The following is a 14,373-nucleotide window of genomic DNA, read 5'->3' on the forward strand; positions in this document are numbered from 1 at the left end:
GCATTAACCCGCTTCCGCAAGCACAGGCTTATTGCGGCGCTTTCTGCACAGCAGCGGCGACCGCAGCGTCCTTCGCCAAGGCAACCTCTTCTGCGACGTCCGCAAGCTGCTCTTGAGTCAGTTCTTCAAGCAGCGCCAGGTCGCGCTCGATGACCTGGGGGAGATGCGCACGCAGGAATTCCACCCACGTCCTGGTTTTCGCGTCGACGAACTTGCGCGACGGATAGAGCGCGTACACGTTCGTCTTTTGCAGCTTGTGCTGCGGCAGCACGCGCACGAGCGTACCGTTACGCAGTCCTTCTATTGCCGCGTAGACCGGCAACATCCCGATCCCCATCCCCTCGCGTATCGCCACCGCGAGCGATTCCGCGATATTCACCTGCACCGGTCCATCCACATGCATCTCGACGCTGCCCTCGGGCCCCTCGAGCGTCCACTCATGCGCCGGGAACGCAGGCGATTTGAGAATCAGACAGTCGTGATGCGAGAGATCGGCGGGTGTGCGCGGCGCACCGTGCGTATGCACATACCCAGGCGACGCGCACAGAATGCTATACGTCGACCCTAGCTGGTGGGAAACGAGATCGGAATTCGGCAACGATGACGCTGTGACCACCGAGACGTCACTGCTGCCCTCGAAAAGATCCGGCATCCGTTGCGAGAGCGTCAGCTCTACGGTGACTTCGGGATGAAGCGCGCGATAGCGCGAAATCGCCGGCAGCACGTACTGCTGACCAATACTCGCGAAGCTGTGCATGCGCAGCGCCCCGGCCGGGCGTTCGTGCGCGCAGCTCGCTTCCTCTTCCGCGCTGTCGACGTCCGCGAGAATCTGCGAGCAGCGTTTGAGATAACGCTCGCCAGCGGGCGTGAGCGCAAGCCGGCGTGTCGAGCGGTTGAGCAGGCGGGTGCGCAAATGCGCTTCGAGTTCCGACACCGCGCGCGACATTGCGCCGGTGGTCGAATCCAGCGACTGGGCCGCGGCCGTGAAGCTGCCCGCTTCCACGACGCGCACGAACACCCGCATGTTTTGTAACGTATCCATCGGACCTTCTTGTTCGGTGCAGAAACGATATTGTCCGCCTCTCGGGGCGCGCCATTGTTGAGTGATCTGGAACGGAGGTTCCCCGCGCGTCCCATTAATGCGGCGCAATGACGCTCCTACAATCGGCCCTGTCTTCGAAATAGCCCGAGCGTTTGTCATGAGCCGCCAGCCTGCGATACGTCGAGCGTTCGACTCGCGTCGGCGCGCGGGAATCATATGGCGCGCGGCCAGATGGGCGTTGCGCGACTGGCAGGCCAGCGACGGCGCGGTCTGGATTCATCTGCTGAAAACGGTCGCAGCCGGCTTGCTTGCCATGGGCATCTCCATGCTGCTGGACCTGCCGCAGCCTCGCATCGCGATGACGACGGTGTTCGTCCTGATGCAGCCGCTCTCGGGCATGGTGTTCGCCAAGAGCTTTTATCGCATCGTCGGCACTGCGGTGGGAATGGTCGCGGCGGTGATGCTGGGGGCCGTGTTCATCCAGCAGCCCGAACTGTACATACTCGGGATGACGGGGTGGGTTGCCGCATGTACGGCCGCCGCCATGAGGAATCGCCATTTTCGCTGGTACGGTTTCGTGCTCGCCGGCTATACCGCGGCGCTGATCGGCATTCCGCTCGTGATGCAGCCCAACGGTCTCTTCCTCGCCGCGCTTGGCCGCGGCGCCGAAGTGGCCGTTGGCATTCTCTGCTCGGGCATGGTCAGCGCGGTGATCGTGCCCCGACAGTCAGGCTCGTTACTCGATCGCACCCTGCGCTCACGCTATCTGAATTTTACTGCGTTCGCTGCGGCGGTGTTGGCTGGGCGGCTCGAAAGGGACGCATTCGAAGGGCGATTTGCGAGTCTCGTCGACGATGTCGTCGGCTTTGAGGCCACACGCGCTTTCTCATTTTTCGAAGATCCGACGATGCGCTCGCGCAGCGGTCCGCTTTCGCGCCTGAATTCCGAATTCATGGATGCCTGCGCGCGGCTGCACGCATTGCGTCAGTTGCTCAAAAGGCTGCATTGGTACGATGCGGCGATCGCACCGCTCGCGCCATACTTCGGCGAGCTTGCCGCGCTGCTCGCTCAGCGGCCGAGCCGCAACGAAGGCGATCGCGCCTATGCGCGGCGGCTCGCCGATGGGCTCGAAGCTTTCCAGCGCACGCTCCCTCGTCATGTGCGCGAGACGCGGCGGCCGCTCGAACACGCGCTGCCCGATGCGCTGCCCGACTTCGACACCTCGGCCGAACTCATCTATCGCTTCACGACCGAGATCGTGCGCTACAGCCGCACGTGGGCATCGCTCATGGAAGCGCGTCCCGCGCAGGAGCCGCGCGCAGCGCGCTACGTGCCCCGCACGAGCTGGTACGTGGTGGCATTCACCTTCGTGCGCACGGCCGTGGTGGTGGCGGTGCTGGGCTGGTTCTGGGTCGAGACCGACTGGCCGAGCGGCGGCCTCGCGATGATCGCGGCCGCGCTCACATGCGCACTCACCTCGTCGTCGCCGAACGCATCGCGCATGGCGGTGCAGATGGCGGTCGGTGCGGGCTTTGCCGCCGTGACGGGCTATCTCTTCACCTGCTACGTCTATCCCAATGTCGACGGCTTTCCGTTGCTCTGCGCGACACTCGTTCCAGTGCTCGCGACAGGCGCTTTTCTCGCCACGCGCTCGCGCATAGCGGGCTATGGCGTCGGCTTCTTGGTGTTCTTCTGTCTGCTGGCCGGTCCGGACAACGTGATCGTCTACACACCGGACTTGCTGGTCAACAATGGCATCGCCGTCGTTGCCGCGATGCTGGTCGCTTCGCTCGCTTTCGCGGTGGTGTTTCCGCCGCACATGAACTGGCTCGTCGAGCGCATGTGCGTGTCGTTGCGCGGCCAGGTCGTGCTGGCCTGTCATGAGGAACTGGATGGTCTCGGTCAGCGCTTCCAGTCCGGTACGCACGACCTGATGCACCAATTGAGGCTCTTGCTGAACGGGCGCCGCCAGGCGCACCGGCGCGCGCTGCGCTGGATGCTCGTGACGCTCGAAGTCGGGCATGCCGTGGTCGATCTGCGCAACGAGGCGCACGCGGCAGACTGGCTCGGCCGCCATGACGCGCGCTGGCGCGCGGCCCTCGCGCGCATACAGGAGGACATCGCGCATCTCTTCAGGAGCCCGGACGGCATTGCTCTCGATCGCGCGCTCGGTGCCGTGCGCGCCGCAACGTGGATTGCACAGGAGGCACTCGCGACGGTGCATCACGAGCGGGAAAAGCGGCACGACGTGCAACGGCTGCTGAGTCATCTGCACTTCATCCGCAGCGCACTGCTCGACCGCGATGCGCCGCTCGGGCCGCTGGCGCGCCGCGCACGCCGCATGTATGGGCCGCATAGATCGTTGAAAACACAATGAAAAAGCGGGTTCGCTCGATCGTGCTGCAGTCTGGAAATATGCCTTCCACCCCGCCCGCTTAATCAATTCCACCCTGGGTCATATAGTCACATCACTGCTTCGCAGTACCCATTAGCACTGGAGAGTAAAATGAAGTCCCTGAAGATCGCTGTTGTTGCCTGCTCGCTGTTTGCCGCCGCCGCTGCTTATGCACAGAACGAAGCACCGGTAGCGAGCGTCCCTCAGCAGGTCGCGCAGTCCGCTGCCCCGCAGGCAGCGCAAGCGCCCGCCCACCGCAAAATCGTCAAGCCGGCAAAGAAGGATGAATGCGTCGGCCCGGTCAGCTTCTGCAATATTTATTTCGGCAGCTGAGATCGAGAGCACGCCAGCCATGTGCAGGCGCACGCCGAGATCCCGTGCCGCGACGCCTTCATCCGGGCGCCGCGGCTTTGCGCATTGTGGCTGCGCAAAACATTGCAACAGTGCTTTGTGAAACTCGTAGTGCATGACCGCCGATGCAAGACCTGAAACCAGGCGCCAGGCGATCGGAGAATTTGTGGAGACTTTGATGTACGAAGACCGTATTCGTTGTGCCGCCTTGCGCGGGAAAATCACTTCGGCTGCCGAGGCGGCTCAACTCGTGCGCAACGGCATGCGCGTTGGCGCGAGCGGCTTTACGCGCGCGGGCGACACGAAGGCCGTGCCGCTCGAGCTGGCGCGCCGTGCGCGCGAAGAGAAAGAGCCGCTGCGTATTACGCTGATGACGGGCGCCTCGCTCGGCCACGACGTCGATCGCATGCTGACCGAAGCGGGTGTGCTCGAGCGCCGTCTGCCGTTCCAGGTGGACGCAACGCTGCGCAAGGCGATCAACCGCGGCGAAGTCATGTTCGTCGACCAGCATCTTTCGGAAACCGTGGAGATGCTGCGCGCGAACCTGCTCGGCAAACTCGATCTCGCGATCATCGAAGCCGCCGCGATCACGGAAACCGGCGCGATCGTGCCCACCACGTCGGTCGGCAATTCGGCAAGCTTCGCGATTCTCGCCGAGAAGGTCATCGTCGAGATCAATCTCGCACAGCCGCTCGCGCTCGAAGGCCTGCACGACGTGTGGATTCCTGGTCGCCGCCCGCATCGCGATCCGCTGCCGATCGTCCGTCCGCAGGACCGCGTGGGTACGACCGCTATCGAAATTCCGCCGGAGAAGATCGCCGCCATCGTCATCACGAACGAGGCGGACAGCCCCTCGACCGTGCTGCCCGCCGACGAAGAAACCGCGCGCATTGCCGGCCATCTCATCGAATTCCTCCAGCATGAAGTGAAGCACGGCCGCATGAGCGCGCAACTGCCGCCGCTGCAGGCCGGCATCGGCACGATCGCGAACGCGGTGCTCTCGGGTTTCGTGGATTCGCCGTTCGAAGCGCTTACCATGTACTCCGAAGTATTGCAGGACTCGACTTTCGACCTGATCGATTCCGGCAAGATGGTGTTCGCCTCGGGCGCCTCGATGACGCTCTCCGCGCAGCGCCAGGCTCAGGTGCTCGCCGAACTCGACCGCTATCGCGACAAGCTCGTGCTGCGTCCGCAGGAAGTCAGCAACCATCCCGAAGTGATTCGCCGCCTCGGCTTGATTGCGCTGAACACCGCGCTCGAATGCGACATCTACGGCAACGTAAATTCCACGCACGTGGGCGGCACGCACATGATGAACGGCATTGGCGGTTCGGGCGATTTCGCGCGCAATGCGTCGTGCGCGATCTTCGCGACCAAGGCGATTGCGAAGGACGGCCGCATTTCCAGCATCGTGCCGATGGTGCCGCACGTCGATCACAACGAGCACGACGTGGACGTGATCGTCACCGAACAGGGCCTGGCGGATCTGCGCGGACTCGCGCCGCGCGAACGTGCGAACCTCGTGATCGAGCGTTGCGCGCATCCGCTCTATCGCGACCTGCTGCGCGACTACTATCGCGACGCACTCAAGATTGGCGGCCAGACGCCGCACGATCTCGCGCGCGCGTATGAAATGCATCTGCGCTTCAATCAAACGGGATCGATGCTGCCCGAAGCGACGGGCGGACTCGCCGCGAACGTATAAGGCTCAAGGCGCCCGCTGTTTCGGAGCACACCAAACAAAACGGGAGCACCGGCAACGGTGCTCCCGTTTTTCATTGATGCCGCGAATTCGCTACGCTCGTCGCACGAGGCGGATGATGAAGAGCAGAATGACCGCGCCGACAATGGCGGTAATGATCGAGCTGATGATGCCAGCGCCGATATGAATGCCGAGCACACCGGCAAGCCAACCGCCGATGAACGCGCCGACAATGCCGACGATGATATCGACGAACAATCCAAAACCCCCGCCTTTGACGAGAACGCCAGCGAGCCAGCCTGCGATTGCGCCGATGATGAGCCAGGCAATGATGCCGTGTTGCATATGAATAGACCCCCCTTGTTGGCGTGAAAGAATCACGGTGAGTGGAGCTTAGTCCAAGGGCGAATATGCGTCCACGAAACGCGGCCAGAATTAACAGTTTTTGAAAACTGCCGCCGATAGTTTAAAAAAACGCAACGAATCAGAAATGCATTCGTAAGGAATGCCGGCCAGTGCAACGCGCGAGCTTCACTCGGGCGCGATTTCGGGTTCCGCAGCGGTCCAGCTCACGCTGGAAACGCCTTTTTCCATGCTCAGGCGGCTCGCCATGAGCTCCAGCTTCGACTGGTACTTCGGATGCAGGCGCATCGTTGCCGTCACGCGCAAACGCGGCGGCTCGCCGGCCAAGTCCTCGCTCGTGAGGCTCTGGAACGAAAGCGGTGTGGAATACAAAGAATTCGAAAGCAGCGTGCGGATATGGACTTCGTCCTCTTCGCGGCAAACCACCGTAAGCACATAAGCGCGCACGAGATCCGCATTCGAAACGGGCGACGCGTTGATGATGCGGCTCACCTCGCGCAGCACGGTATTCGTGAGCAGCACGACGGCGGTGCCGGCCACCGCCGGGCCGTAATGGCCTGCTCCGCACAGCACGCCCACGGCCGCCGAACACCAAAGCGTCGCCGCGGTATTGATGCCCTGAATCGAGCCCTTCTCGCGCATGATCACGCCGCCGCCCAGAAAACCTACGCCTGAGACGACATAGGCGGCGATTTGCGTCACGCCGGTCGAGCCATTGCCGGTCAGCACGCCGAGCGTGACGAACAAGCATGCGCCGCTTGCCACGAGCGTGATCGTGCGCAGACCGGCCGTGCGTTGGCGAATCTGGCGTTCCAGGCCGATGGCGACGCCGCAGGCGAACGCCGCGAGAAGGCGCAGGGCGAATTCGAGAGTCATCGTTTTGTCATGAAGGCGCAGCGCGGCCGCACGCCATGCGGCTCTCGCGCAAGGCGTGGCGGGTGTATCGAGGTACCTCGGAGGCTCGTGGATCATACGCGGGACGGGGCGTTGCGCCAAGCTGTCCGTGCTGTCATGTTCGAGTCAGGATCAGGCCACGGCTCGTGGGCGACACTACTCCCATTCGTATGGAGATGGGAATGGCAGGCCGAATGAACGGGAGTTTCTGATGGATACGCTGCGCAATATGCGGGTCTTCGTGCGGGTGGTGGAGTCCGGCAGCTTCACGCGCGCTGCGGCGAGCGAAACGATGACGACCGCGCAGGTCTCGCGCGCGGTCACCGACCTGGAGTCGCGGCTGCGCACGCGGCTTCTTAACCGGACCACGCGGCGCATGTCGCTGACCGAAGCGGGCGAGCGCTACTTCCAGAGCTGCAAGCGCATTCTTGCCGACATCGAGCAGGCCGAGGCCGAAGCCGCCGCTGCGCACGCGAATCCCGCGGGCAAACTGCGCGTGTACGGTGGCACGAGTTTCGGGCAGCACTATGTCATGCCGCTCATCGCGCGTTATCAACAGCATTTGCCGGAAGTCTCGGTCGATCTCACCATCGCTCAGCAGATGCCCGACATCATCGAGGAGGGCTTCGACGTGGCGGTCGTGGTGGCCGCCGAACTCGAGGACTCCGCGCTGATCTCCCAGCATCTGGGCAGCACCGCTGCCATTCTCTGCGCATCGCCTGCGTACTTGCGCACGCGCGGCGAGCCGCGATCGTTCGACGACCTCGAGGCGCACACCTGTCTGCACCTCACCGATGCGAGCCTGCCGGCCGGCCAATGGGTTTCCGAGGGGCCGCTTGGCGAGACCTTCCGGCATACGGGCGTGACGCCGTTCCAGGTGAACAATCCCGAAGCGCTTGCGCTCGCCATACGCGAAGGCATGGGCATCGGCCCGCTGCCGGTGCCGGTGGCGCTGCCCGGTCTCGCCGACGGTACGCTGGTGCGCGTGCTGCCCACGCACACCCTGCAAAAGCTCAACATCTACGCGCTGTACGCTTCGCGCCGCTATCTGGACGCGAAGATCCGCACCTTCGTCGAGTTTTTACGCGAGAAGGTGCCGCTCGTGCTTGCCGAGCAGGAGACCGCGCTTGCCACGTGCGACGCGCCGCTTCGCGAGGTGGATGCACACGCGGGCCCGCGAGGGGCGCGTGCGCGCAGCGGCCGCGGCCGCGATCACAACACGCACGAGCTGGAGCGGCTGCGTCTTGTGAACTGAAGCAGTCAAGAACGCGTCGCGAAGCGCGGGCGCGTTACGGCGCGTTTCGCGGCTACGGATTCCAGGCGCCTCGCGACGCTGCAGCGGCGATCTGTCTGCGTTCCCGTGCGCTTTCGCGCGTCTCTCGCGTTGCCTGTCAATTTCGCCATATTGGCGACAGCGACCTGCCACCGCCATTGCCTATGATGCGGCACCCGCTGGATGAATGCGTCCCTGTCTCAACCCCTCGCCTGAGTTGTCCGAAACACCGACATGTGGATTGTCAATCTCGCGCTGAAGCGACCGTACACGTTCATCGTGATGGCCATCCTGATCGTGCTGGCCACGCCCTTCGTGCTCATGTCGATGGCCACCGACGTGCTGCCGAACATCAACATCCCTGTTATCAGCATCATCTGGTCGTACACCGGCTTTTCCGCGCAGGATATGGCCGACCGCATCACCTCGGTCAACGAGCGCAGTCTCACGACCACGGTGAGCAACATCGAGCACATCGAGTCGCAATCGCTGCCGGGCATCGCCATCATCAAGCTGTTCCTGCAGCCGGGCGCGAGCCTGCAAACCGCGATCGCCCAGGCCGTAGCATCGGAACAGGCGCAGGTGAAGCAGATGCCGCCCGGCGCTACGCCTCCGCTCGTCATCAGCTATTCGGCCTCGAGCATTCCGGTGATCCAGCTCGGCCTTTCCAGCAAGTCGATGAGCGAGCAGGCGCTTGCCGACATCGCGATGAACTTCCTGCGCCCGCAGCTCATTACGATTCCCGGCGCGCAGGTGCCTTACCCGTATGGCGGCAAGACGCGCGTGATTTCCGTGGATCTCGACACGCGCGCGCTCATTTCGAAGGGCCTCACGCCTGCCGATATCGTCAATGCGGTCAACGCGCAGAACCTCATTTTGCCGACGGGGACGGCCAAGCTCGGGCAGACCGAATATCGTGTCGACACCAATGCATCGCCCGATACGATCGCGGGCCTGAACCGCATTCCCGTGCAAACGGTCAACGGTGCGACCACCTATCTCGGCGACGTGGCGCACGTGCGCGACGGCTTCACGCCGCAGACTAACGTCGTGCGTCAGGACGGCCAGCGCGGCGTGCTGATGTCGATCCTCAAGAGCGGCGACGCGTCGACGCTGCAGGTGGTGGGCGCGCTCAAGGACTTGTTGCCCAAGGTGCGCGACACGCTGCCCGCCGACCTCGTCGTCAAGCCGCTCTTCGACCAGTCCGTATTCGTTTCCGCTGCCGTGCAGGGCGTGGTGCGCGAAGCGCTCATCGCGGCCGCGCTCACGGCGGCGATGATCCTGCTCTTTCTCGGCAACTGGCGCAGCACGCTCATCATCGCGGTGTCGATTCCGCTGTCGATCCTTTCGTCGATCATCGCCCTCTATGCGCTTGGCGAGACCATCAACATCATGACGCTCGGCGGCCTCGCGCTCGCGGTCGGCATTCTGGTTGACGACGCCACGGTCACGATCGAGAACATCGAACGGCACTTGCATCTGGGCGCGAAACTGCACGACGGCATTCTCGAAGGTGCGGGCGAAATCGCCGTGCCCGCGCTCGTTTCGACGCTGTGTATCTGTATCGTGTTCGTGCCGATGTTCTTCCTTACCGGCGTGGCGCGTTTTCTGTTCGTGCCGCTTGCGCAAGCCGTGGTGTTCGCGATGATCGCGTCGTACATCCTCTCGCGCACGCTGGTACCGACGCTCGCCATGCTGCTCTTCGAGGGCCACGATCCCGCCGCGCATGCGCAGCGCGCGCAAGATTCGTTCTTCTCGCGCATCCATTGGCGTTTCAATCATGCATTCGAGCGCGTGCGCGCCAATTACATCGCGCTGTTGAGCCTGCTGCTCTCGCGCCGCAAGCTCTTTGGCGGCAGTTTCCTCGCGTTTTGTCTGCTTTCGCTCTTCCTCGTGTTCTTCCTTGGCCGCGACTTTTTTCCCTCTGTCGATGCCGGCAACATTCGCCTGCACATGCGCGCGCCAACGGGCTTTCGCATCGAGGAAACCGCGCGCCTTGCCGACCAGGTGGAGCAAGTGGTTCGCGACGTGGTGCCGCCCGATCAACTCGAGACGATCGTCGATAATCTCGGGCTGCCCTATAGCGGGATCAATCTCTCGTACAGCAATGCGGGGACGATGGGCACGCTCGATGGCGAAATCCAGATCGCCCTGAAGCCCGATCACGATCCCTCGCGCATTTATATCGACAAGCTGCGTGCGTTGCTCCCGCAACGGTTTCCGGGCGTCGAGTTCTTCTTCCAGCCCGCGGACATCATCACGCAGATTCTGAACTTCGGTCAGCCCGCGGCGATCGACGTGCAGGTGGTGGGCGCGAACCTGAACCAGGACATGGCGCTGGCGAGCACGCTGCTCAAGCAGGTGCGGCAACTGCCGGGTGCCGTGGATGCGCACATCGAGCAGCGCAACGACGAGCCCGCGCTCACGCTTGCGATGGACCGCTCGCGCATGCAGCAGTTGAATCTGAATCCGCAAAACGTCGCGCAGGACGTGCTGATCGCGCTCTCGGGCAGCACGCAGACTTCGCCCGCGTTCTGGGTGAGCCCGCAAAACGGTGTGGAATATCCGCTCTCGGTGCAAACGCCGCAGTATCGCGAAACGTCGATGAGCGACCTGATGGGCACGCCCGTTTCGGCGCACGGCACGAACGCCAACGCGCCGTTGCAACTGGTGAGCAATCTCGTCCAGCTCCGGCCGCATAACGGGCCCGCGATCATCACGCACTACAACATCCGCCCCGTGATCGACCTGCTCGTGAGCGTGGAGGGTAGCGACCTGGGTTCCGTCGGCGTGAACATCAACGACATCATTCGGCACGCGCAGGCGCACGCGCCGCGCGGCACGACCATCACCATGCGCGGCCAGATCGGGACGATGCGTTCGTCGTACGTGGGTCTGGGCGTCGGCATTGCGATGGCGGTCGTGCTCGTGTATCTGCTGATCGTCGTGAACTTCCAGTCGTGGGCCGATCCGCTCATCATCATCAGCGCGCTGCCTGCCGCGCTTGCCGGCATTGCGTGGATGCTGTTCATCACCGGCACGCACCTGAGCGTGCCCGCGCTCACGGGCGCGATCATGACCGTGGGCGTCGCGACCGCGAACAGCATTCTCGTGGTCTCGTTCGCGCGCCAGCGTCTGTCTGCCGGCGCTACGCCGCTCGCCGCCGCGCTCGAAGCGGGCGCCACCCGCATCCGCCCCGTGCTCATGACGGCGTTCGCCATGATGATCGGCATGGTGCCGATGGCGCTCGGCCTCGGCGAAGGCGCGGAACAGAACGCGCCGCTCGGACGCGCGGTGATCGGCGGCCTGCTGTTCGCTACGGTCTCCACGCTATTGTTCGTACCCCTGATGTTTGCGACCGTGCATACGCGGCTTGCCCACCGCGCCGCCGCGAAGCGCGAGCGCGAGGCGCAGCGCCGCGGTGCACGAGGCAATATCCGTTAAGTCAAAATTGGCCGAAGACATGAACGAACCTCACCACCATTCATCTCTCGACATCGCCGTGGGCGGCGAGCAGGGCATGGACCTGCCGGCGCGCGGCCAGGCTGGCAAGCGTGCACGCTTCGCGGTGATCGTGGTCGCGCTGCTGCTCGCTGCGGGCGCGACGCGCACGATCGTCTCGAACCTCATGAACGCGCACCATCTCGCCGATGTCACGAAGCAGAACGCGCAGCAGTACGTGAGCGTCGTGCAACCGGTGCCGGCGGGTGCGGACGGCCGCATCGTGCTGCCTGGCACGCTGCGCGGCTATGTCGAAGCGCCGATCTACTCGCGCGCGAACGGCTATGTACGGCGCTGGTACGCCGATATCGGCGCGCACGTGCAACAAGGGCAGTTGCTCGCGGAGATCGATACGCCCGAGATCGACCAGGAACTCGCCCAGGCGCAGGCACAGCGCGATCAGGCCGCCTCGACGCTCGCGCTCGCGAAGACCTCGTTCGATCGCGCGCAGCAACTGCGCCAGCGCGATGCAGTCTCGCAGCAGGAACTCGACGACCGCCAGGGCGCATTCAACACGGACGGGGCGAATCTTGCCGCCGCCGATGCGAACGTGCGCCGCCTCACGGAAATGAAATCGTTCCAGCGCATCGTCGCGCCGATCACGGGCGTCATCACGCAGCGCAATGTCGATATCGGCGACCTCGTGAATGCGGGCAACGGCGGTGCGGGGCACGCGCTCTTTTCGATTGCGCAGTCCGACCCGCTGCGCCTCTATCTCGACGTGCCGCAGACCTACGCGCAGCAGGTGGCGGTCGGCCAGCACGTGAGCGTGACCGAGCAGGAACTGCCGGGTGTGACGTTCGACGGCACCGTCACGCGCACGGCGCAGGCCATCAACGTGGCCACGCGCACGCTGGAGGCCGAAATCTCGCTGCCCAATCACGACGGCAAGCTGCTGCCGGGCGCCTATGTGCAGGCCGCCTTGCAGACCGATTCGAAGGGCTTGCTCACCGTGCCGGGCAACACGCTGTTGTTCCGCTCGGAAGGCCCGCGTCTCGCGATTGTCGATGCGGATGGCAAGATCAGGCTCAAGCCGGTGGAAATCGCGCAGGACCTCGGGCAGACGCTCGAAATCAGCCGCGGGCTCGCGCCGACTGATCGCGTCGTGCTCAACCCGAGCGATTCGATCGCGGAAGGCGACAGCGTCGTCGTGATCGCGCCGAACAAGACGGAAGCGGCGCGCGAGGCCGCCAGGCGGAGCGCGACGTGACGATGCAGCGAAACACGCGGCCTCGGCCGCTGGCCTGGTTCACGGCGCTCGGCGCGATCGGTCTCGCGGCCTGCACGGTGGGCCCCGACTACCGCGCGCCGCAAACGCAAAGTCCGGCGGCGTGGCGCGTCGATTCCGCCGATTCGTACTGGCACGCGGCGCAGCCTTCGCATGCGCCGCTCGATCCGCAATGGTGGAAGTCGTTCGACAACCCCGAACTCGACGGTCTGGAAACCGCGGCGCTCGCCGGGAACCAGACGCTGCGCGTGGCCGCCGCGCACTACGCGCAGGCACGCGCGACGCTCGCTTCGGTGTCGTCGCAGCAAAGCCCGCAGGTCGGGCTCGACGCGGGACTCGCGCGCGAGCGCATTTCAGCGAACCGGCCGCTCACGAACTACGCGATGCCCAATACGTCGACCGTGCAGAACCAGGTCGACATCGGCGCGACCGTGAGCTACGAGCTGGATCTGTTCGGGCGCATCCGGCGCATGGTGGAGTCGGCTCAGGCATCGACGCAGCAGGCCGGCGACGATCTCGCCAACGCACGCCTCGTGCTCACCGCTGAACTTGCCACCGACTATTTCGCCATGCGCGAACTCGACAACGAGATCGACGTGGTGAACCGCTCGGCGCAACTGCAGCAAAAGGCGCTCGATTTCGTGACCGCGCAGCACGATCTCGGCGCGGTTTCGGGTCTGGAACTGCTGCAGCAAAAAGCCCAGCTCGCGGCAACGCAAACCCAGGTGCATCTGCTCGAAAACCAGCGGCAGCAGGAGCAGAACGCCATTGCCGTGCTGGTCGGCAAGCCCGCGCCCGAATTCACGCTCGCGCAGAAGGTCACGCCGCTGCCGGTGCCGGCGCTTCCCACCGGGCTGCCGAGCGAGCTGCTGCAGCGGCGGCCCGACGTGGCTTCGGCCGAGCGTGCGATGGCCGCGGCGAATGCGCAGATCGGCGTGGCGCGCTCCGCGTACTTCCCGGATATCACGCTTTCACCCACTTTCGGCTGGGAATCGACGCGTTTTGGCGGTCTTTTCTCCGTGCCGAGCCTGATGTGGTCGGTGGGCGCGACGGCCAGCGAGGTGCTGTTCGACGGCGGCAAACGTGCGGCGGGCGTGGATTTCGCGCAGGCCGGCTACGAGTCGGCGCAGGCGTCTTATCGCCAGACCGTGCTCACTGCGTTCCAGGAGGTGCAAAATGCGGTAACGGGCCTTTCGGTGCTCGAACGCGCTTCGACCGCCGGCCAGGCCGCCGTGGATGACGCACGCAAGTCCTTCGATCTCGCCAGCGACCGCTACGAGGGCGGGCTCGTGGCGTTCATCGACGTGCTCAATGCGGAGCAGCAATTGCTCGCCAGCGAGCGCCAGGAAGTGCAGATTCACGGCCAGCAGGTCGCCACGGTGGTCTTTCTCGCAAAGGCGCTGGGCGGCGGCTGGAGCGCCGACGATCGCGAGATGGCATGTGGCGCGGGTACGTGCCGCGAAGTGCCGAAGGCCGAGGGCGGAAGCCAGGCCGCAGGCAAGGGCTGAAAGCAGGGCATACAAGAGGGCTTGAGCGAGCCCACACCAGGGTATATAAAAGCGCGCAACGGCGGTCGCGAGCCCGTCGGCCGGCACCGCCAGGGCAGCGCGCGAAGAGGAGGGCG

General features: G+C 64.4%; 10 protein-coding genes. 7 read left to right on the forward strand and 3 right to left on the reverse strand.

The genetic code is table 11. From position 1 onward, the window contains the following. Window positions 1-28: 28 nt before the first annotated feature. Entirely contained in the window at window positions 29-1,042 is a 1,014-nt protein-coding gene (locus BHE01S_RS14180) for a LysR family transcriptional regulator (RefSeq protein ID WP_042265063.1), read from the reverse strand. A gap of 157 nt (window positions 1,043-1,199) precedes the next feature. On the opposite strand from BHE01S_RS14180, the gene BHE01S_RS14185 reads away from it, so the two are divergent. The 3 genes from BHE01S_RS14185 to BHE01S_RS14195 all read left to right on the forward strand — a co-directional run bounded on the left by BHE01S_RS14185 (window position 1,200) and on the right by BHE01S_RS14195 (window position 5,493). After that, a complete protein-coding gene (locus BHE01S_RS14185) occupies window positions 1,200-3,419 on the forward strand; it encodes an FUSC family protein (protein WP_042265065.1) in 2,220 nt (739 codons plus the stop codon). Window positions 3,420-3,548: 129 nt separating this feature from the next. Further along, the gene (locus BHE01S_RS14190; RefSeq protein ID WP_042265067.1) at window positions 3,549-3,770 is read left to right on the forward strand and encodes a hypothetical protein; all 222 of its coding nucleotides are present in this window, start codon (window positions 3,549-3,551) and stop codon (window positions 3,768-3,770) included. A 196-nt stretch (window positions 3,771-3,966) separates the two neighbouring features. Further along, the gene (locus BHE01S_RS14195; protein ID WP_042265069.1) at window positions 3,967-5,493 is read left to right on the forward strand and encodes an acetyl-CoA hydrolase/transferase family protein; all 1,527 of its coding nucleotides are present in this window, start codon (window positions 3,967-3,969) and stop codon (window positions 5,491-5,493) included. A gap of 90 nt (window positions 5,494-5,583) precedes the next feature. Here the strand turns inward: BHE01S_RS14195 and BHE01S_RS14200 are convergent, their stop codons facing one another. Both BHE01S_RS14200 and BHE01S_RS14205 read right to left on the reverse strand, forming a co-directional pair. Beyond that, window positions 5,584-5,835, reverse strand: coding sequence for a GlsB/YeaQ/YmgE family stress response membrane protein (locus BHE01S_RS14200; protein WP_042265070.1), 252 nt, complete (start codon window positions 5,833-5,835; stop codon window positions 5,584-5,586). 186 nt (window positions 5,836-6,021) lie between these two features. Continuing rightward, entirely contained in the window at window positions 6,022-6,729 is a 708-nt protein-coding gene (locus tag BHE01S_RS14205; RefSeq protein ID WP_042265072.1) for an MgtC/SapB family protein, read from the reverse strand. Window positions 6,730-6,958: 229 nt separating this feature from the next. Between BHE01S_RS14205 and BHE01S_RS14210 the strand changes: the two genes are divergently transcribed. The 4 genes from BHE01S_RS14210 to BHE01S_RS14225 all read left to right on the forward strand — a co-directional run bounded on the left by BHE01S_RS14210 (window position 6,959) and on the right by BHE01S_RS14225 (window position 14,257). Next, window positions 6,959-8,002, forward strand: a complete 1,044-nt coding sequence (locus tag BHE01S_RS14210; protein WP_042265074.1) for a LysR family transcriptional regulator — start codon at window positions 6,959-6,961, stop codon at window positions 8,000-8,002. 252 nt (window positions 8,003-8,254) lie between these two features. Further along, the gene (locus BHE01S_RS14215; RefSeq protein WP_042265076.1) at window positions 8,255-11,464 is read left to right on the forward strand and encodes an efflux RND transporter permease subunit; all 3,210 of its coding nucleotides are present in this window, start codon (window positions 8,255-8,257) and stop codon (window positions 11,462-11,464) included. A gap of 19 nt (window positions 11,465-11,483) precedes the next feature. Beyond that, the gene (locus BHE01S_RS14220) at window positions 11,484-12,731 is read left to right on the forward strand and encodes an efflux RND transporter periplasmic adaptor subunit (RefSeq protein WP_042265078.1); all 1,248 of its coding nucleotides are present in this window, start codon (window positions 11,484-11,486) and stop codon (window positions 12,729-12,731) included. 2 nt (window positions 12,732-12,733) lie between these two features. Next, on the forward strand, window positions 12,734-14,257 hold the full coding sequence (locus tag BHE01S_RS14225; protein ID WP_042265079.1) for an efflux transporter outer membrane subunit: 1,524 nt from the start codon (window positions 12,734-12,736) through the stop codon (window positions 14,255-14,257). The last annotated feature ends 116 nt before the right edge of the window (window positions 14,258-14,373 follow it).

The organism is Paraburkholderia heleia NBRC 101817 (assembly GCF_000739775.1).
GTDB lineage: Bacteria > Pseudomonadota > Gammaproteobacteria > Burkholderiales > Burkholderiaceae > Paraburkholderia > Paraburkholderia heleia.

What these genes read in the sequence shown, in the direction of transcription:
- BHE01S_RS14180 (WP_042265063.1), bottom strand. Translation starts at nt 1,042, where the DNA reads ATGGATACGTTACAAAACATGCGGGTGTTCGTGCGCGTCGTGGAAGCG.
- BHE01S_RS14185 (WP_042265065.1), top strand. Translation starts at nt 1,200, where the DNA reads ATGAGCCGCCAGCCTGCGATACGTCGAGCGTTCGACTCGCGTCGGCGC.
- BHE01S_RS14190 (WP_042265067.1), top strand. Translation starts at nt 3,549, where the DNA reads ATGAAGTCCCTGAAGATCGCTGTTGTTGCCTGCTCGCTGTTTGCCGCC.
- BHE01S_RS14195 (WP_042265069.1), top strand. Translation starts at nt 3,967, where the DNA reads ATGTACGAAGACCGTATTCGTTGTGCCGCCTTGCGCGGGAAAATCACT.
- BHE01S_RS14200 (WP_042265070.1), bottom strand. Translation starts at nt 5,835, where the DNA reads ATGCAACACGGCATCATTGCCTGGCTCATCATCGGCGCAATCGCAGGC.
- BHE01S_RS14205 (WP_042265072.1), bottom strand. Translation starts at nt 6,729, where the DNA reads ATGACTCTCGAATTCGCCCTGCGCCTTCTCGCGGCGTTCGCCTGCGGC.
- BHE01S_RS14210 (WP_042265074.1), top strand. Translation starts at nt 6,959, where the DNA reads ATGGATACGCTGCGCAATATGCGGGTCTTCGTGCGGGTGGTGGAGTCC.
- BHE01S_RS14215 (WP_042265076.1), top strand. Translation starts at nt 8,255, where the DNA reads ATGTGGATTGTCAATCTCGCGCTGAAGCGACCGTACACGTTCATCGTG.
- BHE01S_RS14220 (WP_042265078.1), top strand. Translation starts at nt 11,484, where the DNA reads ATGAACGAACCTCACCACCATTCATCTCTCGACATCGCCGTGGGCGGC.
- BHE01S_RS14225 (WP_042265079.1), top strand. Translation starts at nt 12,734, where the DNA reads ATGCAGCGAAACACGCGGCCTCGGCCGCTGGCCTGGTTCACGGCGCTC.